Consider the following 20,830-nt stretch of genomic DNA (forward strand, 5'->3'; position numbering starts at 1 on the left):
ATATCTCATGGCTTTTGTTGGCGTGACTATTGCATTTTCCCTGCGATTCGCGCTTCATCCAGTTCTAGAGGGGTCCTTACCTCTATTCTTTTTTCAGATAAACACCATACTTATCGCTTTTTTCTTTGGTATTGGTCCTGCGCTTATGACCATGTTTTTGAGTGGTCCATTATTAGTTTATTTTTTCTTGGCGCCATTCAATCAATTCACCGTGCTGGATCAACGAGACATCACAACATTGTTTGTCTATCTCTCCTACACATTAGTTACTGGCATCTTAGTCGAGTTGCTAAGGCGAGAACAATACAATGCTCAAATGGCAATGCTCGTAAGCGATACTCGATTTAAGTTAATGCTTGAAGGTGATCATAAAATCCGATCCCTTTTAAGAAGCGCTTCGGGGCAGAAAAGCGCTTAATTATTTACTTTTTGCTGTGGCTTTCGTGGGCTTTGGGGCCGCTTTATAAAGCGGCTCTACTGCAGGCAGGAGCATCGTCAATTGCTCAATTCGAGTTTCACCAGAAGGGTGGGTAGATAAGAACTCTGGAGATCTCGAATCTTTCGTCGCCTTAAGCATCTTCTGCCAAACGCTAATTGCACCTAAAGGGTTATATCCCGCTCTGGCCGCAAGCTCCAATCCAATTGCATCAGCTTCCGACTCATTCTCTCTTGAGTTAGGCAGAACAATTGCATATTGAGCTACTTGATTGGCGGCACTAACCGCGGAACCATATGGACCTGCAACTGCCATAGCAATATTGACGAGTACATTCTGAGCCGCAGCTTGAGATACCCGCTCTCGGCCGTGCTCTCTTAAGGCATGAGCGATTTCATGACCCATGATGGCGGCAATTTCATCGTCATTTAAATTCAGTTGCTCAATAATTCCGGTGTAGAAAGTGATCTTTCCGCCGGGCGCGCAGGTGGCATTGAGAACTGGCGCATCAATGAGGGTCAAGCGCCAATCCCATTGCTTAGTATCATCGCGAAATGCCTCTGTCTGCGGAATCAGCCTATTCGCAATAACCTTCAAGCGATCATAAGTTGGTCCTGAAGTGACCAATATATTTTTCTCTTTTGCTTTTTGATTTTGCTCGCTATAGCTTGTTGCAGAGGCTCGATTCACCTCTTCGGAGGATGCCATCATGAATTGAGATCGATTTACGCCTACAGCCCCAGGTCGTGTAGTGCTGGCGCAAGCCGAGAGAAGAGCGACAACTGCAAGGACCCAAAGGGTGCGAACGCTCAAAATAGATCCTTGCATTTACAACGAAATGCTTTTTAGCTTACTTCTTTTTTGGTGGAGTAATAGATGCAGCCATTGCATCAAAATAAACTACCTTAACTTGCTCTCCAACATTAACATCAGCCAATAACTGCGGGTTCTTTACTGTAACAACAGTCACTTTGCCACTTGGACCCTTAACTGATACTAATTTTTTAGCGCGATCAACATCAACAATGTCGGCAATAATCGTTGTAGTGTTGGTAATAGTGCGAGTTGGCTTTTCACCAGGCTTTGAAGCCACCTCAGACGAGGTTTCTACTTTGCTACGAATACCATCACTCTTGGTCTTAATTAATTCAATCGCGACGGCGAGCTCATAAGTTACGCTCAGGCGATCGCCTTTTTTGATTTGATCAAAGTTCTTGATCTCGGGACCAGCAACGAATTTAGATTCACCCTCATTGTTCTTAAAGAAAATAGTACGTGTTTTCTTGTCAATCTTGGTAACAGTACCCTCATACAACTGGAAAATATTGTCAGTAACAGCCGCATCAACCACTACTGCATTTGCTGCGCTAGGTGTTTGGGCCATTACAAACGCTGGGGCTGCCAATAGGGCTGAGGCCACGAGGGCAACTGGAGTGAATTTCATTTTCATATTTTTCCTTAATAATTAGTGGTTCTGTAGTGATATTAGCGTATTTTTACCCCTAATTTCACCTAAAACGCCTTATCCAAGGGCTTAAGGAAACTTATAGGCTTCTTTGATAACATCAGTTCTTTTGCAGCGCTATACCCAAAAAGGAATGAGATGCCCCGTTTTGCAGCCAACCTCACCATGCTTTTCAATGAAGCTCCATTCTTGGAGCGCTTTGCCCTTGCCAAGACTGGCGGGTTCAAAGCCGTTGAATTTCTCTTCCCTTACGATTTTGATGTTCAATCAATCAAATCTGCCTTAGACAACAATGCCTTAAAGTTGGCGCTTCATAATCTTCCAGCCGGCGATTGGAACGCAGGAGAGCGAGGAATTGCTTGCTTGCCTGATCGCGTTGACGAGTTTCGTTCCGGCGTCGCTAAGGCCATTGAGTACGCCACGATTCTAGGCGTACCTCAGTTAAATTGTCTCGCTGGCAAGGTGCCTGCTGGAGCTGACCCAAAAGCGCTTCACGAAACTTTTGTAAGCAATCTTCAATACGCAGCTAGCGAACTGAAGAAAGTTGGCTTAAAGTTGCTGATCGAGCCAATCAATACATTTGATATTCCTGGCTTTTATCTATCCAAGACTGAGCAGGGCATTGCCATTTTGGATGCGGTTGGTGCGGATAACGCTTACTTGCAATATGACATCTACCATGCGCAACGTATGGAGGGCGAATTAGCCAACACCATTCAAAAATATTTCAGTCGAATTGCGCATATTCAATTGGCCGATAATCCAGGGCGCAATGAACCCGGTACTGGAGAAATCAACTATGAGTACCTTTTTGGATTGTTAGATCGACTTGGTTATTCTGGCTATATCGGTTGTGAATATAAACCACTCAAAACTACTGAAGCTGGACTGGTTTGGATGGGTCAATACGAATAAGTTTGAAGCAATCAACCATCACAATGAAAAAATAAGGGTGACATCATGAATAAATTAAAACTAGGTTTTGTTGGACTCGGAATTATGGGTGCGCCTATGGCAGGTCATTTGATAAATGCTGGGCACGAAGTTTTTATCAATACCCGCAGTAAGATTCCAGATGAGCTTACCAAAAGCGCAGCCGTCGTATGCTCCAGCCCTGCAGAGGTCGCAAGTAAGGCTGACATCATCATCACCATGGTCCCCGATACACCGGACGTTGAAAAAGTCTTGTTTGGAGAAAATGGTATAGCTTCTGGCTTGAGTAAGGGCAAGATTGTCGTAGATATGAGCTCCATCTCTCCGATATCTACCAAAGAGTTTGCTCAGAAGATTAATGCCCTTGGTTGCGAGTATCTAGATGCGCCCGTATCTGGAGGGCAGCTTGGTGCAAAAGGGGCAACACTCACCATCATGGTGGGTGGTAGTGAAGCAACCTTTCAAACAGTAAAGCCAGTCTTTGAGTTGATGGGCAAGAACATTACATTGGTAGGCGGCAATGGCGCCGGTCAAATTACTAAAGTAGCCAATCAAATTATCGTGGCACTAAATATCGAAGCCGTTGCTGAAGCACTGGTATTTGCTTCTAAAGCTGGTGCTGATCCAGCTAAGGTCCGCGAAGCTTTAATGGGTGGCTTCGCCAGCTCCAAGATATTAGAGGTTCATGGCGAGCGCATGATCAAGCGAACTTTTGATCCTGGTTTTAGGATCGAGCTTCATCAAAAAGATTTAAATCTAGCACTCAGTAGCGCTAAGGCTTTGGGCGTCTCTTTACCAAATACTGCAAACGCCCAAGAGTTATTAAATTCTTGCAGTGCCCATGGCGGAAAAGCCTGGGATCACTCAGCGATGGTGAAAGCTCTAGAAAAAATGGCGAACTTTGAAATTGGTCAAAAGGCTTAAAATACTTTAATGAGAAAAACGTTATTGGTTTATCTTCATGGCTTTCGCTCATCACCAAATTCAAGTAAGGCGGTGATGACCGGTGCGGCGGTGAGGGCGCTCTCAACAGCTGATCCTACCTATGAATGGTATTGCCCTCAACTGCTAGCTTCACCCAAAGAAAGTATCGATTTGGTAGTCAAGCATATTGATCAATCTAAGGCGGATCGCATTGTCATCATCGGGTCATCTTTAGGCGGCTTTTATGCAAACTACCTTGCTGAAAAATACCAGTGCAAAGGCATCGCACTCAATCCCGCTGTTTATGCAGCCAGAGAATTGGAACCTCATGTTGGCATGATGACTGCTTACGATAGTGAGGAACCATTTAATTTTAAGGCTGAGTACGTTTATGAGTTGCGCGCTCTACAGGTTAGTCACATTACGAATCCAGAAAGATATTTTTTAATAGCCGCAAAAGGTGATGAACTCCTAGATTGGAAAGAAATGGCTGCTTTTTATTCTGGTGCTAAGCAGCTAATTCTTGAAGGAAGCGATCATGGAATTGCTGACTATGCCAATCATCTTCCCGCGGTAATCGAATTTATCGAGCATTAATTTCTTGATTGATTGGTTCAATAATTTGCTGACGTTCATACGCAGAAAATCTCTGTGGATTCTGATTGCTGCAATTTTTCTGTCTGTTGTTGGTCACTTAGTTTTATTTTTTGGACTTCCATTTATTTCTTTTGGGAGTCCACCGACTATTGCCGAAGATCTCATCATCAAAACTGAGCTTCGGGTTGAGCCACCCAAGAAGATTCAACTAGCTAGTACGCCAAAGAAAAAATCTTTTCCCAAGAAGCCCAATGCCGTCTCAGCAGACCCGCTACCAGATCAAGCCAAGGGAGAGCAGGGGGCTCTGGGAAATCAATCTGGGCAAGCGTTTCGTCTACCCGACTCTGGGACTTATTACTTTGATGCCTATGTTGATGGTCAGCTTTATCAAACTGCACAACTGGACTGGATTACGGAGGGTAATAACTACCGGCTTTACATCAACATACCTTACGCTGTTGTTGGCCCCTTTGTATTTGAATCCCGGGGTTCTGTCGACGCCTATGGAATAGCGCCATCCATTTACTGGACGCAACGTGGAGAGAAGCCACCAAGATATTCTCGGTTTGATAGGGATCAGAATGGGGGAGGGAAGATGTTTTTCTCCGAAAAGCCTGAATTTACCCCCGATCTACTGCCTGGAACCCAAGATCGATTTAGTCTCATGCTCCAATTTGCCTCTCTTTTAAATGGCAGCGACAAAATTGATGATGCTGGGAGCATCCGGGCGCTGCCTGTTGTGGACTACAACACCCTAGAAATGTGGCAATTCAAAAGCTATGGAGAGACTGAATCCGAGGCTATCCCCAATCTGGGTAAAGCAGTCAACCGACATTACTCGCTTATGCAGCGTGAAAACGACCCATATAAGCGCCAGGTTGATATTTGGCTAGCTAAAGACCTTGACTGGCTTCCTGGCAGAATGCGCTCTCTAGAGGCTAATGGACGCGTTCTGGAGCTGTTTTTTAAGCAGAAGGCACCAATTGACAAGGCAAAGCTCATCAATTAAGCCAGAAATCGCTCAAAAAGAATGATTTTAAAACCCTGATCCTGATTTTGGATTTTGGCTTGATCTACCTATTAAGGCCCCCATCATGGAATACAGGGCAGCTCCAGACATTGAGACAGCAAAGATGCCAGAGAAGGAAATGATAATGGGGAGAATTCTCCAGCGCTCAGATAGGCTGTAGTCACCATAACCAACCGTTGTATACATTTCACCAGCAAAGTAGAAGGTTTGTGGATTGGTTGGGAAAACCTGTAGTGCCACGCAGATATAAGACCAAGCTACGATTTCAATTAAATGACTGGCAATAATCAACAAAATTGCGATGAAGTACGACAAGAAGTTGGCGCCATATACGCGTTTATTTTCGAGTTTGCGGTCTATCCAGTGAAATGCGCCCGCAATCATCAATACCGCCAAGCCATGAAATGTGAGCATTAAGCATGCCAGCACCAAAACAAACCAAATCTCGCTATTGCCCATATCCGTATTAATCTCAGCAAACAATGTGCTGAAACTAGGGAGGTTATGAAAACCAGGTAGGTTAGAAATATGATCGAGCAGGTTCATGATTGAAGGCAATATGGCAAGGCTAATTTAAAACCATTTCTTGTTTGACATAATAATGATTATGCGCAATTAGTGGATATGTCATTTATGAAGGAAACTTCTTAGGACCACCTGGATATGGCTGTTTATAAAGCTTCTCCCATCGTGAAACCAAGCCTTCACGAATATCCTCTCTGCTAAACAATGTGGCTACATCAATCGCCGAATACCCCTCGTGATTGCGCATACGAAGATCGGCGCCGTTATCCAAAAGGAATTTAATCAGCACCTCGTTACCAGAATTCACAGCCATCATTAATGGCGTTGTATCGCTTGGGCTTAGCGCGTTGACCTTGGCGCCATTTGCCACTAAAAATTCTGCAACACTAAGTCTTCCGGTTGAACAGGCGTAATGCAAAGGCGCCCAACCTGACTTATTCACATCCGCCTTCTTCTTAAGAACAAGAGTCTCAACCAAAGGCAATTCACCCTCAATAGAGGCCATCATGAGTGGGTTTTCACCACTTTTATTGGATAAATTAACGTCAGTAGCTGGATTGGTTAGCAGTAAATCAACTACTTTGAGGGATTTATCCCGAATAGCCACAATTAACATTGGGTTACCTTTCGGATCCAAAGTATTAGGACTGACCCCAGATTTAATTAGTGACTGAACTTCGGAGACATCATCAAACTTTGCCGCCTTGGTGAAGTCCGCAATTTGCTCAGCAGTTTGCGCAAAAATAAGGCTAGAGAAGGATAACAAAGCCACGTTTAAGCTTAGGTTAAATTTAAATGAATTTCTCATGAAATTGCTCTATCTATCTGAAAACATTTGAAAAAGTTATTAGAAGTGTGTTCAGCCAAACTCTCAACAGACACACCCTTTAAATCTGCTACAAATTCACCTACTTTAGAGACCCAGGCAGGCTCATTAGTCTTACCGCGATATGGAATGGGGGCTAAATACGGTGAATCAGTTTCAATTAACATGCGATCTAATGGCACTTGCTTGCAGGTTTCTTGCAGGTCCCTGGCGCTCTTAAAGGTCACAATCCCCGAAAAAGAGATATAAAACCCCATATCCATCGCTGCTTTGGCTACTTCAGTAGTTTCTGTAAAACAGTGCATAACACCACCAATGCGGTCAGCACCCTCTTCTTTTAAGATTCTGAGAGTGTCTGCCGAAGATGCGCGCGTATGAATGATGAGAGGCTTTTTAGATTTAATGGCTGCACGAATATGGGTTCTGAAGCGCTCTCTTTGCCACTCCATAGATTCATAACTGCGGTCACCCATGCGGTAGTAATCAAGGCCAGTTTCACCAATAGCAATCACCTTGGGGTGCTTGGCTTCCTCAGTTAAGAACTCAAAGCTTGGCTCCGGAGTATCTTCATAATCCGGATGAACTCCAACAGAGGCATACAAATGGGCATGATCCTCGGCTAGCTTGCGTACCTTTGGAAAATCAGGAATATCCACTGAAACACACAAGGCATGGCTCACCTTGTAGGCGGCCATATTAGCCAAAACCTCAGGAAGGCGGGTTTGAAATTCCGGGAAGTCGAGATGGCAATGTGAGTCTATAAACATGACTCGCTATTTTAGTCTTCAAATACCTGCTGGTATTGGGAAAGCAATGCCTCAAGCTGAATGCGGGAAGCCAGGGGGTGGTTTTCATGGCGTCGCGCCTGTATTAGGGACTTCCAGAAGCGCAACAGTTTAGGTAGACGTACTTGTTGGGCAAGGGCCTTAAAGCTAGCCTCATGCTTGGGGTAATACCGAGGTGAGCCGCTTTGAGCGGAGCTTTGAAGGTCAGACACCCAGCGCTGCATGGTGGCTAATAGCACTGAATAGCGCGCTTTTTGAATCTTATCAGCGGCATCTAGCCAATTAATTCGGGCACCCTGTGACATGGCCTGCAATAGATATCGGGATGCTTGAATCGCAATAGTGAGCTCATCTTTTTCATCTTTATTGTGACGAGCGATTAAGGAGTCCAGAACTGCATAGGGCGCCCCGCCCTGCTCGTCATAAATTGACTCAATATCAGGATCACTAATTTTTAAGCCGGGGACTTGATTAAGCTGATTACGCAACCAATTCAATCCACTCATTCGATCCGGTCTTGGCGCAGATACAAGACGGCAACGTGATCGAATCGTTGGCAAGACTCGATCAAGGCGATCTGCAAGCAAAATAAATATCGTATTTTTCGGCGGCTCTTCTAGAGACTTCAGTAGAGTATTTGCAGAATCCGCTCTCAACATCTCTAACGGATAAACCAGAATAACCCGATTGCCACCGCGATGAGATCCAATGGAAAGCCCTTCAATTGCACTACGGGCATCTTCAATAGAAATACTTTTCTTCTCTTTTTTTTCAGGCGCATCACCCTCGCTATCGACTTGGCTTGCCTTCGATTTTTTAGGTGCTTCAGCATCAGAATCAAAGTCACCATGAGGCAAAAGCTTGCGATGCGTTTCAGGAACAAGCGCAATAAAGTCAGGGTGGTTACCTGAATCAAACCACCTGCAGGCCTCACATTGATTGCAAGGTTTTGTTCCAGCTGATGTCTCACACAGTAGTGCTTTAGCCAACTCAATGGAAAACTCAAATTTACCAACGCCCGATTGCCCATGAATGAGAACGGCGTTAGGAAATGCAGTTAAATTAATACCATCCCAGATGGGCTCTAGCCAGGGAGCTATTTTCTTAACAGGCTCATGTGAAAACATCAGATCACTCATTTACAGCTTGATCTCCAAGGACTCGAGATCTTTCCAAATCTCTTCCGGCGTTCGGGTGGCGTCTACTAGATAAAAGCGATTTGGATCCGCTTTTGCCCTACGCAAATATTCTTGGCGAACTTTTTCAAAGAAATCTAAATCCATCTTCTCAAACTTATCTGGTGATCTCACCTTGGATCTTCTGGCTTCAGCAACCGAGCCAGGTAAGTCAAAGAGAAAAGTCAGATTGGGTTGGAGTAAGGAGCCGTCTGGACGACCCTGCACCCAGCGCTCTAAATCATTTAACTTCTCAAGACTTAAACCTCGGCCGCCCCCCTGATAAGCAAAGCTAGCATCCGTAAAGCGATCAGAGATCACGATTTTTCCAGCTTTTAAAGCTGGCTCTATGACTTGTGCGATATGTTCACGACGAGCGGCAAACATCAGTAATGCTTCAGTTTCTAGATTCATCGGGGAATCAAGCAACAAGGCTCGTAGTTGCTCGCCTAACTGAGTGCCGCCTGGCTCTCTAGTCATCACAACTTGGCGTTCTGGATAACGCTCTTTCAATAACTTACTAAAGGATTCAATATGCGTACTTTTACCTGCACCATCGATGCCCTCAAAACTAATGAAATAACCTGGAAGCTGAGTTGTCATAACAATTACAGTGAGTTCGATTTATTGGGAGTATTGCGTTTGCGTTGAAACTGATCAACAGCATTTTCATGCTCTTTTAATGTTTTGGAAAAATGGCTACCGCCATCACCACGAGCCACAAAATAAATTGCCTCACTATTTGCTGGATGAATCACCGCCTGTAAGGATTCCTTACTCGGCATAGCGATTGGCGTTGGTGGCAAACCTTTGTGCATATAAGTATTGTAGGGACTGTCTTTACGTAAATCTGTTTTTCGGAGATTACCGTCAAAATTAGGGCCAATACCGTAAATCACCGTTGGATCTGTCTGTAATGGCATATTGATCTTGAGGCGATTGACAAAGACTGCGGCAACAAGGGATCGGTCACTAGAGCGCCCCGTCTCCTTTTCGACTATTGAGCCCAATACAAGAAGATCGTAAGGGGTTTTTAAAGGCGATACGGCCTCTTTTTGCTCCCAGGCCGCTGTAAGTTGCTTTTGCATGGCTTGCGACGCTCTTCGATAGATGGAAATATCGGAGTCATCTGGATCGAAGATATAGGTATCCGGATAGAAAAGCCCCTCCAAACCAGGATAAGAAAGGCCAATAGCCTGCAACAACTCCTTAGAGCCCATCCCTTTAGTCTGATGAATCAGGGCTGGGTGATTGTCAATCAAGCTCCTGAGTTGCCATATGGTCATGCCTGGAATGATGGCTACACTCTCGCGAATCCGATCGCCACGAGCTATTTGTAGCAAGATATTTCCTAAGCTGGCACGAGGCGACAAAAGATAGGTGCCCGGCTTTAGCTTTGAGCCTACAAAAAGTGCTCTTGCTGCAACCTGAAAGGTCAGTATATTGACCGACACACCCTGCTCTGCTAGCTGACCTGAAATGGCTGATAGGCCGGATTGAGGAGCAATCTTCACTTTGTATGAGGCGGCTTCTGCCATATTGGAGGCAGCGGGCACCACGGGCCATAAAAAGATGGCGCCATATAAAAATACTAGAAAGGCAAACAGGTAGAGCGCATAGGATTTCCATGACCTATTATTTGAATGCTTTATAAAAAGAGTTCTTCTCTGAAATTTTCTGCTCATAGAGCTATGATAAAAGCTCATGACCCCAAGACCAGAAAACAAGCAAATGCCCTCCACCAGCCTGACCCACGGATTTACCCCACTAAACGATTGGGGTTTGATCCTAGTTGAAGGGCCTGATGCCGCCACCCTTCTTCAAAGTCAATTAAGTAACTCTGTGCTTGGTCTCAAGCGAACCCCATTGGGTGGTATTGCACAGGGATCGGATTCGGTTAGATTGGTTGGTTATTGCAACCCTAAAGGTCGTCTTTTGGCGAGCGCATGGATTGGCTTATTTCCAGAATCTATTGATGCAGAAGATCGATTTGCCCTATTTATCTCCAAAGATATCGCTGCCAGCACTGCTAAACGCCTCTCGATGTACGTGCTGCGCTCAAAAGTAAAAGTGCTAGATGCCTCAAGCGAATGGGAAGTTTTTGGCAGCTATCAAACTGAGGAAGATGAAGAATCCATCACTCAACACCAAGGCACTATCTCATTGCGTATGCCGGATGTGCTCACCGAGAATCAATCCTTTAAACGTACCCTCATCGCGCAAAAGAAGTCGGAGATAAGTCAATCATCGATTGATGAGTCTGCACTCAAGCAGTGGAATTCTTTAGAGGTATTCAGTGCAATTCCTAGAATTGTTCTAGCCACACAAGAGCAATTTGTTCCGCAGATGATTAATTTTGAGTCTGTAGCGGGCGTCGATTTCAAAAAAGGTTGCTATCCGGGCCAAGAAATAGTTGCCCGGAGCCAATATCGCGGTGCGGTAAAGCGTAGGCTACAACTAGCACACTCCAGTTCAAGTGCATCCGCCTTAGAGCTTGCTAAACCTGGCGTGGAGCTGTTTCAACCGGGCGATGCTGACCAGCCATGCGGTCTGGTAGTGCTTGCAGCTATTAATCCAGAACATACAGATCGCATTGATCTTCAGATTGAGTGCAAGTTAGATGCGCTTGAGGCTGGAGAAATTCATTTAGGCACGAGTGATGGCCCTGTGTTAAAAATAGATCTACTGCCCTACCCTTTGTTAGAAATTTAATTTCACTATCGTTTCATTCATTTTCTTATGTGCCTAATTCTCTTCGCATGGAAGTCACATCCAGACTACCCTTTGGTAGTTGCGGCGAATCGAGACGAATTTTATGAGCGAGATACTGATCCCATGGGATGGTGGCCAGAACACCCTCATCTATTAGCCGGAAAAGACCGGGCAGATGTGTTGGGCAGTCCAGGAACTTGGCTTGGTTTTACCAAGACAGGTCGCTTTTCTGCATTGACGAATGTCAGGGCACCAAGTGAAAAGAATCCCGATGCGCGAACTCGTGGTGAACTGAGCCTGCGTTACCTTACGGGTAATCAAAAGCCGCATGATTACATTCAGGAAAATGCTAAACGGTTTGAGCAATACAACGGCTTTAATTTGCTAATGGCAGATCTTAGCGATCCAGAGAATGCCGAAATGCACTGGGTCAGCAATCGCCTCATGATGGGACAAAATATTCGCCCAAGAAAAATATTTCCGGAGCAAGCATTGAGTCCCGGAGTGTATGGCTTATCAAACGCAATGCTTGACACCCCATGGCCTAAAGTCAATCATCGGGTAGCCGCGTTTGCTCAAACATTGGCGATGGATAGTGGCCAACTTAAAAACTCAGATCACTATTTGCGCGTTTTGGCTGATGCCCATGAAGCAAGCCCTCAGGAGCTACCCAGTACAGGCGTTAATCCAGATTGGGAAAAAGCCTTATCTGCCGCATTTATTAAGACACCTTCTTATGGAACGCGATCAAGTACGATTTTGCGTGTTCGAAAAGACGGACAGTTTGAGATGGTGGAAAGACGATTTGATGCAAACGGCACCGTAGGCCATGATGTAGTCACTGGAGAACTGAGCGCCGCCCCTGGATCAAATCTCTCGGTTTAAGGACTCGGTACACGGTAAAGCATTACTTCTGACGCGAGTCCTCGTTCACCACTCGTTCACCATTCGCATCTTTGGTAGCCAGCCTCTTTAGAAACTGGAACGTGCCTGTCGCCATACAGCAGATCTCACCTTGATCGTTGTATAGCTTGGCCTCACAAAAGGCCATCGTGGCTGTGCGACGCACTGTATCGGCCTTTACGCGCAAGATACCGTTTGCAGCCTGCATAAAGTTGTTTTTCATCTCAACGGTGACAACGCTACGATCGCCAGGATCTCCAGAGCGAGCAGCAACTGCCATAGCAACATCCATTAGGGTGAGCAAGACTCCACCATGAGCTACATTCCAAGTATTCGTATGCTCGGGCTTGAGGGCCAGGAGTATTTCACCTTTACCCATTTCAGCGCTGATGCATCGCACGCCCAGTAGTTTCAAAAATGGGACATTGAGTTCCTCGCCCAGATTGGCAAGCTGAGTTGCCGCATTCAGTTGTACTTTATTTGTCATAGGGGCATTTTAGATGCTTCTGCGACGGTTGTGAATTACCCATAGAATACAAATATGCCTTTTACCCTTCGCGGCGACGATGTCTGCCAGATTACCCAACCCTCCCCGATACCGAATCCTTATTGGGTTGCATTTTCAGCTTCTGCAGCCGAACTAATCAAGCTAGAGACGGGACGCGACGGTCTTCCTATTGAGGCTTCTTGGCTAGAGGTATTGGCCGGCAACCAATTGGATGCAGGTCAAACCAAATTTTCAGACCCTATTGCAACGGTCTACAGCGGGCATCAGTTTGGAGTGTGGGCAGGTCAATTGGGCGATGGTCGCGCCATTCTGCTGGGCGATATCAATGGATTGGAGCTTCAATTAAAGGGGGCTGGTAGAACGCAATACTCCAGAATGGGTGATGGTAGAGCAGTCTTAAGGTCATCTATACGTGAGTTTCTGTGTAGCGAAGCAATGCATGCACTAGGAATACCCACGAGCCGCGCACTTGCAGTAGTGGGATCAAAACAAGCGGTTAGACGAGAAACTATGGAAACGGCAGCCGTGTGTTCTCGAATTGCTCCAAGCTTTATTCGCATCGGTCATTTCGAACATTTTGCGTCACTACAGAATGTTGTTCGCCTAAAAGAATTGGCAGACCTACTAATTTCCGAGTTCTATCCAGAGTGCAGCCCTGGAAAAGATCCCTATTTAAATTTATTCAAAGAAATTAGTACGCGCAATGCCAAATTAGTTGCCCAGTGGCAATCGGTGGGATTTTGTCATGGCGTTTTAAATAGCGATAACATCAGCGCTCTAGGGCTCACTATTGACTATGGCCCTTTTGGATTTCTAGATCATTTTGAAATCGACCATATCTGCAATCACAGTGATCATGGCGGTCGTTATGCTTATCAACGCCAGCCACAAGTGATGCATTGGAACATGGCCTGCCTCGCTAGTGCAATGCTACCGCTACTCGAACTTGAATATTCCTCAGAGGAATCACAGGCACTCTTACGCTCCGCTTTGGAGGACTTTTCTGTTATCTACGCGAGAGAGTGGCAACAGTTATTTCGCCGAAAGTTAGGTTTACAGTCGCAGCAGGATGGCGATGTTGCCTTAATTGAACGCCTGCTGCAGGCAATGCATGATTCTCAGGTGGACTTCACTAGCTTCTTTCGTGGCCTTGGTGATCTTAAGAAAGATTCCATGCCAACAGAAATCATGCAAAGAAATGATTTTATTGATCGTCCAAATATTGAGAAATGGTTTGCCGACTACCTAGTGAGACTTCAATCTGAGACCATCAGTGATGGCGCTAGAAAAGCACTGATGAACCAGATTAACCCCAAGTACATTCTCAGAAATCATTTAGCTCAGGATGCGATAGAAAAAGCCCAGCAAGATGATTTTTCCGAAATCCAAAAATTGCAGCAAATACTGAGTCAGCCTTTTGATGAGCAGGAAGACTTTGATCATTACTCAAAGCCACCGCCCATTGATATGCAACGCGTTTCAGTTAGTTGCTCCTCATAACCACAGACCCTTACTGCCATGACTAAAAAAACAGATCAAGAATATAAAAACTCACTCAACGATATTCAATACCGAGTGACGCGTGAGGCTGCGACCGAGAGACCTTTTACTGGAGAGTACTGGGACCATTGGGCGAATGGTCAATATCGTTGTGTCTGCTGCGACACCCCCTTATTTAATTCTTCCACAAAGTTTGATGCTGGTTGTGGCTGGCCTAGCTATAACGCGGCAGATAAGGATGCGGCAATTACTGAAATTCGAGATGCCTCACATGGGATGATTCGCACCGAAGTGCGCTGCACTAAATGCGATGCACATTTAGGGCACGTATTTGATGATGGGCCGCAACCCACGGGGCTAAGGTACTGCATCAACTCCGCATCTTTGAAATTTGAACCGTCTGAAAATGCCGCTCCTAATAAAACAGAATAATTCTTAAATAGCTGGATAATCAACGCATGAAATTTCTCTTCGACCTCTTTCCCATCATCCTCTTTTTTATCGCCTTTAAATTTGGCGATATTTATACCGCAACCATCGTAGCCATGGTTGCCACTATCGGACAGATCTTATGGGTCTATTACCGACATCGCAAGATCGATGCAATGCAATGGGTTAGCCTTGTAATGATTCTGGTCTTTGGTAGCCTCACTATTTTCTTGCACGATAAAACATTTATTCAGCTCAAGCCAACTGCTCTTTACTGGTTGTTTTCAGGCGCTCTATTTATCAGCGCCCAATTCTTCCAAAAGAATTGGATTCAAGTATTAATGGGCAAGCAAATCACCCTGAAAGAGCACAGCTCTAAATCTGTTTGGCATCAAGTAAATATGGCTTGGGCGTTATTCTTTTTCTTTATGGGGGCTCTCAACCTCTACATTGCCTTTGAGTTCTCAGAAGAAACATGGGTTAACTTCAAGCTATTTGGCAGCACAGGATTGCTAGTGGTCTTTGTCATCCTTCAGGGCGTTTGGTTAAGTCGCCATATGGAGCACCCCGCAGAATGAGCATTAATCAAGATCGAATTAAGCTATTTGAGACCGATTTAAGGTCTGCATTTCAAGTAGTCCAATTAAATATAGAGGATGAAAGCCATCTCCATGCAGGCCATGCCGGAGCAGCTTCAGGCGGCGGTCACTTCAAACTCACCATCACTGCTCCAGAATTTGAAGGGATGACTAAGGTAGCCCGTCATAGGGCGATCTACAGCGCCTTAAACAGCCACTTCCCTGCCGCTATCCATGCGCTTACTATCTTGGCGTTCACACCTAGTGAAAGCACCAATTAGCCGCAGATTGATTTAAGATTGCCTTTTACCCCTTATTGATATTTACTAGCCCATGTTGAACTCACGTCAAATTCTAACTATTAGCGCTTTTACTGCCGCATTTCTCTCCTCGGCTGTATGTGCGCAAAATGCTGCCATTGTGAATGGCAAAGCAATCCCAAAAGCCCAGCTGGATAAATTGGTTCAAAAATCCAATCAACCGGATAATCCTCAAGTACGAGATCAGGCGAGAGAAATGTTGGTCACTCGTGAGCTTATTTTGCAAGAAGCCAATAATCGCGGTGTTATGCAAAAGGAATCAGTACGCGAGCAACTCGAACAATCCAAGATGGGTATTTTGATTGCAGCTGTCTTTGAAGATTACGTAGAAAAAGAAGGTGTTGCGGAGTCTGAACTGAAGGCGGCCTACGAGCAAGTCAAAGCACACTACACTGGTAAGGAGTATCACGTAGAGCATATTCTCGTGGAAAAGGAATCTGATGCTAAAGCCATCATTGCCCAAGTTAAGGCTGGTGGCAACTTCGAGCAAATCGCCAAAGAAAAGTCTAAAGACCCTGGCTCAGCTCCAAATGGCGGAGATCTTGGTTGGGTAAGCGATAAAGCGCTCGTGCCGGAATTCTCTAAGGCGATGGTACAACTCAAAAAAGGTCAAATCACTGACAAACCAATAAAGACACAATATGGCTGGCACATTATCAAATTGGATGACGTGCGCGATGTGAAGGCGCCTAGCATGGAAGAAATCAAGGATCAGTTGAAGCAGATGATCACAGCAGATCAAAATTGGCAAAAAGCTAAATTTTCTGAACTAATGCAAAAGCTCCGTTCTAAGGCAAAGATCCAATAAAGCACAAGTTGCTCAAGTCTTCAGACCCAGGCCTACCCCCTGGGTTTTTTCTTGTCCAACGAGAAACCATGTTTAGCTTTATATTTACGGAATGATGATTCTCCATACCATGCTCAGAGTCGGCAATATGACTCGCTCAATTCATTTTTATACAGAAGTTCTAGGAATGAACTTGCTTCGTACTACCGAGCGTCCGGAGCAAAAATATACCTTGGCATTTGTGGGCTTTGGAAAAGGGAATGCAGATGGGCAATCTGAGATTGAGCTCACCTATAACCATGGTGTTGATAGCTATGACCTAGGTAGTGCTTATGGACATATTGCGATCAGCGTTCCTGACGCCTATGCTGCTTGCGAGAAGATCAAGTCGGCCGGTGGCAATGTCACTCGAGAAGCTGGTCCAGTTATGGGTGGTGATACTATCATCGCATTCGTTACTGATCCAGACGGTTACAAGATTGAGTTAATTCAACACTGAATTTCCTCTTCTACAGTTGATACAAAATGCCATCCAACTTCGAGTTATTCATAGTCTTTCAGAGATTTCTGAGGTCGATTGGAATGCCCTACTAGCCCTAGATGCTGGACCTTTTTTGAAGTATGCGTTTCTAAATACTTTAGAAAAATCAGGCTGTGTAGGCGGTAAAACTGGGTGGCAAGTGGCTCACTTATTGGCCGAAGACGCTGAGTCAAGACTTCTCGGAGCTATGCCGCTTTACCTAAAGCAACACTCTTACGGAGAGTTTGTATTTGATTGGGCATGGGCGCAGGCCTATGAGCAAAACAATATGACTTATTACCCAAAGGCACTTTCAGCCATTCCCTTTACGCCAGTTCGCGGCCCAAGACTACTTGTTTCACCAACCTCCGATCAAAGTGAAATTCAAGAGATCTTGATTGCTGGTTTAAAAGCGCTAGTTACTCAAAATGCACTCTCCTCAGCTCATGTGCTCTTTCCGGAGAATCGCGAACTAGAGGAGCTTCAGAAGCAAGGATTTATGCTGCGTGATTCAGTCCAGTTTCACTGGCATAACCAGGGATATCAGGATTTTGAGCAATTTCTTCAGGCCTTAACAATGAAGCGTCGAAAGAATATTCGGCGAGAGCGAGCATCCGTTGCCAGCCAGCTAATTACTTATCGACATGTTTCAGGGGCAATCGCAACGGCAGATGATTGGGCTTTCTTTTATCGCTGCTATGAAAATACCTATATCGAGCATCATTCATCACCATACTTAACTGAAGAGTGCATTCAAATGCTTGGGACAAGCATGCCTGAAAATCTTCATTTAATTATTGCTTACCGCAATGAAATTGCAATTGCCTCTTCTTTGCTAGTAGTGGATCAACTAAATTCAAAAGCATATGGACGTTATTGGGGTGCTATCGAACATATCCCCTGCCTGCATTTTGAATTAGCCTACTACCAAGCAATTGAATATTGCATCAAAGAAGGTATAGCAATATTTGAGGGCGGCGCTCAAGGGGAGCACAAAATGGCTAGAGGTTTTTTGCCTACGACACTGCAATCCGCCCATTGGATAGCGGATCCAGGGTTTGCTGGTGCAGTGAAACGTTTTCTAGAACGTGAGCATGAAGGTATGGCGGCGTATGTTGATGAGCTCGAGCAACACATTCCCTTGAAATCGTCTAAAGTACTGGCATGACCGTATCCAATAACAATGCGCCAGAGCAAGCTGGAGCCAATTCTTTAGCAGTTGGAGATGACGCCTCTGACTCACCCTGTATCGGGGTCTGCACCACGCTATATGACGAAATCTGCCAGGGTTGTGGTCGCACTCTAGGCGAAGTCAGTAATTGGGTCTTCTTTAGTCAGGAAGAAAAAGATTTGGTATGGAAACGCATTCGTGCAGATGGCACTGCAATGCGCTTCCAACGTCAAGCCAAAGAAAATACTTAGCCAGCTAAAGCTTGGCTACGTAGATATTCTTCGTAGGTTCCAGAGTAGTCAGTAATCGTTCCATCCATCTTGACTTCCAGGATGCGATTAGCTAGAGCCGAAACAAATTCACGGTCATGGGAGACAAAAATCAAAGTACCTTCGTATTTCTCAAGCGCAATTTGTAAGCTCTCAATAGACTCCATATCCATGTGATTGGTTGGCTCATCCATCGCAAGTACATTGTGCTTTTGCAGCATCAACTTACCCCATATCATGCGCCCCTTCTCGCCACCAGAAAGAACTTTGACAGACTTACCAATGTCATCGCCAGAGAACAAGAGTCGACCTAAAGTGCCACGAATGACTTGATCATCGTCACCAGTATTGCGCCATTCGTTCATCCAATCCATCAGGATTTCATCTTTAGCGAAGAGTTCAGTATTGTCCTGCGGCATAACGCCGACGTTAGCATTTTCTGCCCACTTCACATCACCACTATCCGCCTGAATGCCACTAAAGCGTTTGCTCAAAATAGTCTTGAGCAACGTTGTTTTACCAGCGCCGTTTTGACCAATAATCGCAATCTTTTCACCAGCGCGAATAGCGATCTTGAAATTCTTAAAGATAGGACGATCAAAAGCTTTGGAGAGCGCATTGCACTCAACAGCCATATTGTGCAATTTCTTCTCAGAGTCAAAACGAATAAACGGATTCTGACGTGAAGAAGGCTTGATCTCAGTAATCTCAATTTTCTCTAATTGCTTTTGACGTGAAGTAGCTTGACGTGCTTTTGAAGCATTGGCAGAGAAGCGGCTAACGAAAGCTTGTAGTTCAGCAATTTTTTCTTTAGCCTTATCGTTCGAACTTAACTGTTGTGCGCGAGCCTGAACAGAAGCCAACATATAGGAGTCATAGTTACCGGGATAAACCTTCAAAGTTCCGAAGTCCATATCAGCCATATGCGTACACACTTCATTTAAGAAGTGGCGATCGTGAGAAATGATCACAATCGTGCTTTTAATTTCATTCAAAATATCTTCAAGCCAATGAATCGAATGAATATCCAAGTTATTGGTTGGCTCATCCAAAAGCAATACATCCGGATCAGAAAACAAAGCCTGCGCTAAAAGCACACGCAATTTCCAACCAGGAGCCACATTACTCATCGGGCCATTATGTTGTTCGATTGGAATACCAATTCCCAATAACAACTCCCCTGCTTTAGCTTCTGCTGTATAGCCGCCGTACTCGGCATAACTGCCTTCGAGTTCAGCAGCTTTCATGTAATCTTCATCAGTAGCATCTGGATTGGCGTAAATGGCATCACGCTCAGCAGCAGCCTTCCACATTTCTTCGTGACCCATCATCACTACGTCCAGTACTCGCTGATCTTCGTATGCAAATTGATCCTGGCGCAATTTACCCAAACGAATGCCTGGATCCAAGCTCACGTTACCGCTACTAGGCTCTAGCTCGCCACCCAAAATCTTCATGAAAGTGGATTTACCGCAACCATTGGCGCCAATCAAGCCATAGCGATTACCGCCGCCAAATTTAACGGAGATGTTTTCAAACAGGGGTTTTGCCCCAAACTGCATAGTGATATTAGATGCGGACAGCACGGATGTATTCTTACTTTCTGATAGGTCAATTCGAGGGTGCGGATGCAGGTTTTGCATCAAAGACCGTTATTTTAACGGCTTGCGCCTAAAAAAGCCGTAAATTAGACTTTCAGCTTAAATGGCGTGAAATCAGTGTGAATATCGTAGTGGTCTTGATTTTCCTTGCGCTTCAAAAAACCTACTACCCAGTACGTTAAGGGGGTTGCCAGAACCTCCCAGGCAGTTTTAAGGACGTATTGAGAGGCAGCTACTGCCAAGACCTCATTTAAAGGCCACAAGCCGTAAAAGGCCAACATATAGAACAAAGATGAGTCCACCAACTCCCCACAAGCGGTAGAGCCGATGGTTCGTATCCAGAGGAAGCGTCCTTGGGTCAAAATCTTCATTTTGGCCAGCGTATAGCTATTGACAAAACTACCGCACCAAAAAGCAGTCATAGAGGCAAGAGCCACGCGCCAAGAATTGCCAAATACTATTTCCATGCCCTGCTGGTAATTAGCCATATAAGATCCAGGTGCGACCGGTAAAGCGATGACCATTTGAGCCATGATGGCGGCAAATGCAAGGGCGGTGAATCCAGCCCAAACTGCTCGGCGGTCATAAGCATACCCATATACCTCGGTCAAGATATCGCCAAAAAAGTAGGCTATCGGGAAAAAAAGGATTCCGGCCCCAAAGGTCACACTACCAAAATAGGGCAAGTCGACCACCGCAGCCTTGCCAGCGCCAATAAAGTTGGAGCACAGCAGAACCACGACAAAGGCTGCCAATATCAGGTCGTAGTAGCGGTGGTGGCGTCTAGGTGCGTCCATCAGTCAAGAAAAAATGGATAATAGAATCAAGAATATCTG

General features: G+C 45.2%; 26 protein-coding genes. 15 read left to right on the forward strand and 11 right to left on the reverse strand.

Features of this window, described 5'->3' with window-relative positions; translation table 11 throughout:
- Positions 1–7: 7 nt before the first annotated feature.
- The gene (locus ICN42_RS09800) at positions 8–418 is read left to right on the forward strand and encodes a DUF4118 domain-containing protein (protein ID WP_216254019.1); all 411 of its coding nucleotides are present in this window, start codon (positions 8–10) and stop codon (positions 416–418) included.
- Here ICN42_RS09800 and ICN42_RS09805 read toward each other — a convergent pair whose 3' ends face one another.
- Together ICN42_RS09805 and ICN42_RS09810 are read right to left on the reverse strand one after the other, a co-directional pair.
- Complete coding sequence (locus ICN42_RS09805; RefSeq protein WP_216254023.1) at positions 419–1,249, reverse strand: M48 family metallopeptidase; 831 nt, start codon at positions 1,247–1,249, stop codon at positions 419–421.
- A gap of 37 nt (positions 1,250–1,286) precedes the next feature.
- Positions 1,287–1,886 (reverse strand): hypothetical protein, encoded by a 600-nt coding sequence (locus tag ICN42_RS09810; RefSeq protein WP_216254026.1) that lies wholly within the window; start codon positions 1,884–1,886, stop codon positions 1,287–1,289.
- Positions 1,887–2,039: 153 nt separating this feature from the next.
- Here ICN42_RS09810 and hyi point away from each other — a divergent pair, with 153 nt between their 5' ends.
- From hyi to ICN42_RS09830, 4 genes are read left to right on the forward strand one after another with little or no spacing between them, the layout of a single operon-like run.
- A complete protein-coding gene (gene hyi / locus ICN42_RS09815; protein WP_216254040.1) occupies positions 2,040–2,816 on the forward strand; it encodes a hydroxypyruvate isomerase in 777 nt (258 codons plus the stop codon).
- Positions 2,817–2,861: 45 nt separating this feature from the next.
- Complete coding sequence (glxR, locus tag ICN42_RS09820; protein WP_216254043.1) at positions 2,862–3,758, forward strand: 2-hydroxy-3-oxopropionate reductase; 897 nt, start codon at positions 2,862–2,864, stop codon at positions 3,756–3,758.
- A 9-nt stretch (positions 3,759–3,767) separates the two neighbouring features.
- Positions 3,768–4,355: a YqiA/YcfP family alpha/beta fold hydrolase gene (locus ICN42_RS09825; RefSeq protein WP_216254046.1), complete on the forward strand. Its 588-nt coding sequence runs from the start codon at positions 3,768–3,770 to the stop codon at positions 4,353–4,355.
- A 4-nt stretch (positions 4,356–4,359) separates the two neighbouring features.
- The gene (locus tag ICN42_RS09830; protein ID WP_255539352.1) at positions 4,360–5,364 is read left to right on the forward strand and encodes a DUF3108 domain-containing protein; all 1,005 of its coding nucleotides are present in this window, start codon (positions 4,360–4,362) and stop codon (positions 5,362–5,364) included.
- A gap of 27 nt (positions 5,365–5,391) precedes the next feature.
- On the opposite strand, the gene ICN42_RS09835 is transcribed toward ICN42_RS09830, so the two are convergent.
- The 6 genes from ICN42_RS09835 to mltG all read right to left on the reverse strand — a co-directional run bounded on the left by ICN42_RS09835 (position 5,392) and on the right by mltG (position 10,381).
- The gene (locus ICN42_RS09835; RefSeq protein WP_216254049.1) at positions 5,392–5,931 is read right to left on the reverse strand and encodes an ion channel; all 540 of its coding nucleotides are present in this window, start codon (positions 5,929–5,931) and stop codon (positions 5,392–5,394) included.
- Positions 5,932–6,016: 85 nt separating this feature from the next.
- Positions 6,017–6,718 (reverse strand): ankyrin repeat domain-containing protein, encoded by a 702-nt coding sequence (locus ICN42_RS09840; RefSeq protein WP_216254052.1) that lies wholly within the window; start codon positions 6,716–6,718, stop codon positions 6,017–6,019.
- On the reverse strand, positions 6,715–7,503 hold the full coding sequence (locus tag ICN42_RS09845; RefSeq protein WP_216254055.1) for a TatD family hydrolase: 789 nt from the start codon (positions 7,501–7,503) through the stop codon (positions 6,715–6,717). Before ICN42_RS09845 ends, ICN42_RS09840 begins: the two co-directional genes overlap by 4 nt.
- A gap of 11 nt (positions 7,504–7,514) precedes the next feature.
- On the reverse strand, positions 7,515–8,660 hold the full coding sequence (locus ICN42_RS09850) for a DNA polymerase III subunit delta' (RefSeq protein WP_216254058.1): 1,146 nt from the start codon (positions 8,658–8,660) through the stop codon (positions 7,515–7,517).
- A complete protein-coding gene (tmk, locus tag ICN42_RS09855; protein WP_216254061.1) occupies positions 8,661–9,299 on the reverse strand; it encodes a dTMP kinase in 639 nt (212 codons plus the stop codon).
- A gap of 5 nt (positions 9,300–9,304) precedes the next feature.
- Entirely contained in the window at positions 9,305–10,381 is a 1,077-nt protein-coding gene (gene mltG / locus ICN42_RS09860; RefSeq protein WP_216254064.1) for an endolytic transglycosylase MltG, read from the reverse strand.
- 19 nt (positions 10,382–10,400) lie between these two features.
- Here mltG and ICN42_RS09865 point away from each other — a divergent pair, with 19 nt between their 5' ends.
- Together ICN42_RS09865 and ICN42_RS09870 are read left to right on the forward strand one after the other, a co-directional pair.
- Entirely contained in the window at positions 10,401–11,408 is a 1,008-nt protein-coding gene (locus ICN42_RS09865) for a folate-binding protein YgfZ (protein ID WP_216254066.1), read from the forward strand.
- 27 nt (positions 11,409–11,435) lie between these two features.
- On the forward strand, positions 11,436–12,293 hold the full coding sequence (locus ICN42_RS09870) for an NRDE family protein (protein ID WP_216254068.1): 858 nt from the start codon (positions 11,436–11,438) through the stop codon (positions 12,291–12,293).
- A gap of 22 nt (positions 12,294–12,315) precedes the next feature.
- Here ICN42_RS09870 and ICN42_RS09875 read toward each other — a convergent pair whose 3' ends face one another.
- Positions 12,316–12,798, reverse strand: a complete 483-nt coding sequence (locus ICN42_RS09875) for a PaaI family thioesterase (protein ID WP_216254069.1) — start codon at positions 12,796–12,798, stop codon at positions 12,316–12,318.
- 54 nt (positions 12,799–12,852) lie between these two features.
- On the opposite strand from ICN42_RS09875, the gene ICN42_RS09880 reads away from it, so the two are divergent.
- The 8 genes from ICN42_RS09880 to ICN42_RS09915 all read left to right on the forward strand — a co-directional run bounded on the left by ICN42_RS09880 (position 12,853) and on the right by ICN42_RS09915 (position 18,375).
- Positions 12,853–14,319: a YdiU family protein gene (locus ICN42_RS09880; RefSeq protein WP_216254071.1), complete on the forward strand. Its 1,467-nt coding sequence runs from the start codon at positions 12,853–12,855 to the stop codon at positions 14,317–14,319.
- Positions 14,320–14,337: 18 nt separating this feature from the next.
- The gene (msrB, locus tag ICN42_RS09885; RefSeq protein ID WP_216254073.1) at positions 14,338–14,751 is read left to right on the forward strand and encodes a peptide-methionine (R)-S-oxide reductase MsrB; all 414 of its coding nucleotides are present in this window, start codon (positions 14,338–14,340) and stop codon (positions 14,749–14,751) included.
- Positions 14,752–14,777: 26 nt separating this feature from the next.
- Complete coding sequence (locus ICN42_RS09890; protein WP_216254075.1) at positions 14,778–15,326, forward strand: septation protein A; 549 nt, start codon at positions 14,778–14,780, stop codon at positions 15,324–15,326.
- The gene (locus tag ICN42_RS09895; protein ID WP_216254076.1) at positions 15,323–15,607 is read left to right on the forward strand and encodes a BolA family transcriptional regulator; all 285 of its coding nucleotides are present in this window, start codon (positions 15,323–15,325) and stop codon (positions 15,605–15,607) included. The genes ICN42_RS09890 and ICN42_RS09895 overlap by 4 nt, the downstream gene beginning before the upstream one ends.
- 52 nt (positions 15,608–15,659) lie before the next feature.
- Entirely contained in the window at positions 15,660–16,454 is a 795-nt protein-coding gene (locus tag ICN42_RS09900) for a peptidylprolyl isomerase (protein ID WP_216254079.1), read from the forward strand.
- A 91-nt stretch (positions 16,455–16,545) separates the two neighbouring features.
- Complete coding sequence (gene gloA, locus ICN42_RS09905; protein ID WP_216254082.1) at positions 16,546–16,932, forward strand: lactoylglutathione lyase; 387 nt, start codon at positions 16,546–16,548, stop codon at positions 16,930–16,932.
- Between the two features lie 16 nt (positions 16,933–16,948).
- On the forward strand, positions 16,949–18,121 hold the full coding sequence (locus ICN42_RS09910) for a GNAT family N-acetyltransferase (RefSeq protein WP_216254085.1): 1,173 nt from the start codon (positions 16,949–16,951) through the stop codon (positions 18,119–18,121).
- Entirely contained in the window at positions 18,118–18,375 is a 258-nt protein-coding gene (locus ICN42_RS09915) for a DUF1289 domain-containing protein (RefSeq protein ID WP_216254087.1), read from the forward strand. The genes ICN42_RS09910 and ICN42_RS09915 overlap by 4 nt, the downstream gene beginning before the upstream one ends.
- Here ICN42_RS09915 and ICN42_RS09920 read toward each other — a convergent pair.
- Both ICN42_RS09920 and ICN42_RS09925 read right to left on the reverse strand, forming a co-directional pair.
- Entirely contained in the window at positions 18,372–19,979 is a 1,608-nt protein-coding gene (locus ICN42_RS09920) for an ABC-F family ATPase (RefSeq protein WP_216254090.1), read from the reverse strand. The genes ICN42_RS09915 and ICN42_RS09920 overlap by 4 nt on opposite strands.
- Before the next feature lie 101 nt (positions 19,980–20,080).
- A complete protein-coding gene (locus ICN42_RS09925; RefSeq protein ID WP_216254093.1) occupies positions 20,081–20,791 on the reverse strand; it encodes a queuosine precursor transporter in 711 nt (236 codons plus the stop codon).
- Between the last annotated feature and the right edge of the window lie 39 nt (positions 20,792–20,830).

Source organism: Polynucleobacter sp. 71A-WALBACH, from assembly GCF_018882365.1.
GTDB lineage: Bacteria > Pseudomonadota > Gammaproteobacteria > Burkholderiales > Burkholderiaceae > Polynucleobacter.

What these genes read in the sequence shown, in the direction of transcription:
- ICN42_RS09800 (WP_216254019.1), top strand. Translation starts at nt 8, where the DNA reads ATGGCTTTTGTTGGCGTGACTATTGCATTTTCCCTGCGATTCGCGCTT.
- ICN42_RS09810 (WP_216254026.1), bottom strand. Translation starts at nt 1,886, where the DNA reads ATGAAAATGAAATTCACTCCAGTTGCCCTCGTGGCCTCAGCCCTATTG.
- hyi (WP_216254040.1), top strand. Translation starts at nt 2,040, where the DNA reads ATGCCCCGTTTTGCAGCCAACCTCACCATGCTTTTCAATGAAGCTCCA.
- glxR (WP_216254043.1), top strand. Translation starts at nt 2,862, where the DNA reads ATGAATAAATTAAAACTAGGTTTTGTTGGACTCGGAATTATGGGTGCG.
- ICN42_RS09825 (WP_216254046.1), top strand. Translation starts at nt 3,768, where the DNA reads ATGAGAAAAACGTTATTGGTTTATCTTCATGGCTTTCGCTCATCACCA.
- ICN42_RS09835 (WP_216254049.1), bottom strand. Translation starts at nt 5,931, where the DNA reads ATGAACCTGCTCGATCATATTTCTAACCTACCTGGTTTTCATAACCTC.
- ICN42_RS09840 (WP_216254052.1), bottom strand. Translation starts at nt 6,718, where the DNA reads ATGAGAAATTCATTTAAATTTAACCTAAGCTTAAACGTGGCTTTGTTA.
- ICN42_RS09845 (WP_216254055.1), bottom strand. Translation starts at nt 7,503, where the DNA reads ATGTTTATAGACTCACATTGCCATCTCGACTTCCCGGAATTTCAAACC.
- ICN42_RS09850 (WP_216254058.1), bottom strand. Translation starts at nt 8,660, where the DNA reads ATGAGTGATCTGATGTTTTCACATGAGCCTGTTAAGAAAATAGCTCCC.
- tmk (WP_216254061.1), bottom strand. Translation starts at nt 9,299, where the DNA reads ATGACAACTCAGCTTCCAGGTTATTTCATTAGTTTTGAGGGCATCGAT.
- mltG (WP_216254064.1), bottom strand. Translation starts at nt 10,381, where the DNA reads ATGAGCAGAAAATTTCAGAGAAGAACTCTTTTTATAAAGCATTCAAAT.
- ICN42_RS09865 (WP_216254066.1), top strand. Translation starts at nt 10,401, where the DNA reads ATGACCCCAAGACCAGAAAACAAGCAAATGCCCTCCACCAGCCTGACC.
- ICN42_RS09870 (WP_216254068.1), top strand. Translation starts at nt 11,436, where the DNA reads ATGTGCCTAATTCTCTTCGCATGGAAGTCACATCCAGACTACCCTTTG.
- ICN42_RS09875 (WP_216254069.1), bottom strand. Translation starts at nt 12,798, where the DNA reads ATGACAAATAAAGTACAACTGAATGCGGCAACTCAGCTTGCCAATCTG.
- ICN42_RS09880 (WP_216254071.1), top strand. Translation starts at nt 12,853, where the DNA reads ATGCCTTTTACCCTTCGCGGCGACGATGTCTGCCAGATTACCCAACCC.
- msrB (WP_216254073.1), top strand. Translation starts at nt 14,338, where the DNA reads ATGACTAAAAAAACAGATCAAGAATATAAAAACTCACTCAACGATATT.
- ICN42_RS09890 (WP_216254075.1), top strand. Translation starts at nt 14,778, where the DNA reads ATGAAATTTCTCTTCGACCTCTTTCCCATCATCCTCTTTTTTATCGCC.
- ICN42_RS09895 (WP_216254076.1), top strand. Translation starts at nt 15,323, where the DNA reads ATGAGCATTAATCAAGATCGAATTAAGCTATTTGAGACCGATTTAAGG.
- ICN42_RS09900 (WP_216254079.1), top strand. Translation starts at nt 15,660, where the DNA reads ATGTTGAACTCACGTCAAATTCTAACTATTAGCGCTTTTACTGCCGCA.
- gloA (WP_216254082.1), top strand. Translation starts at nt 16,546, where the DNA reads ATGATGATTCTCCATACCATGCTCAGAGTCGGCAATATGACTCGCTCA.
- ICN42_RS09915 (WP_216254087.1), top strand. Translation starts at nt 18,118, where the DNA reads ATGACCGTATCCAATAACAATGCGCCAGAGCAAGCTGGAGCCAATTCT.
- ICN42_RS09925 (WP_216254093.1), bottom strand. Translation starts at nt 20,791, where the DNA reads ATGGACGCACCTAGACGCCACCACCGCTACTACGACCTGATATTGGCA.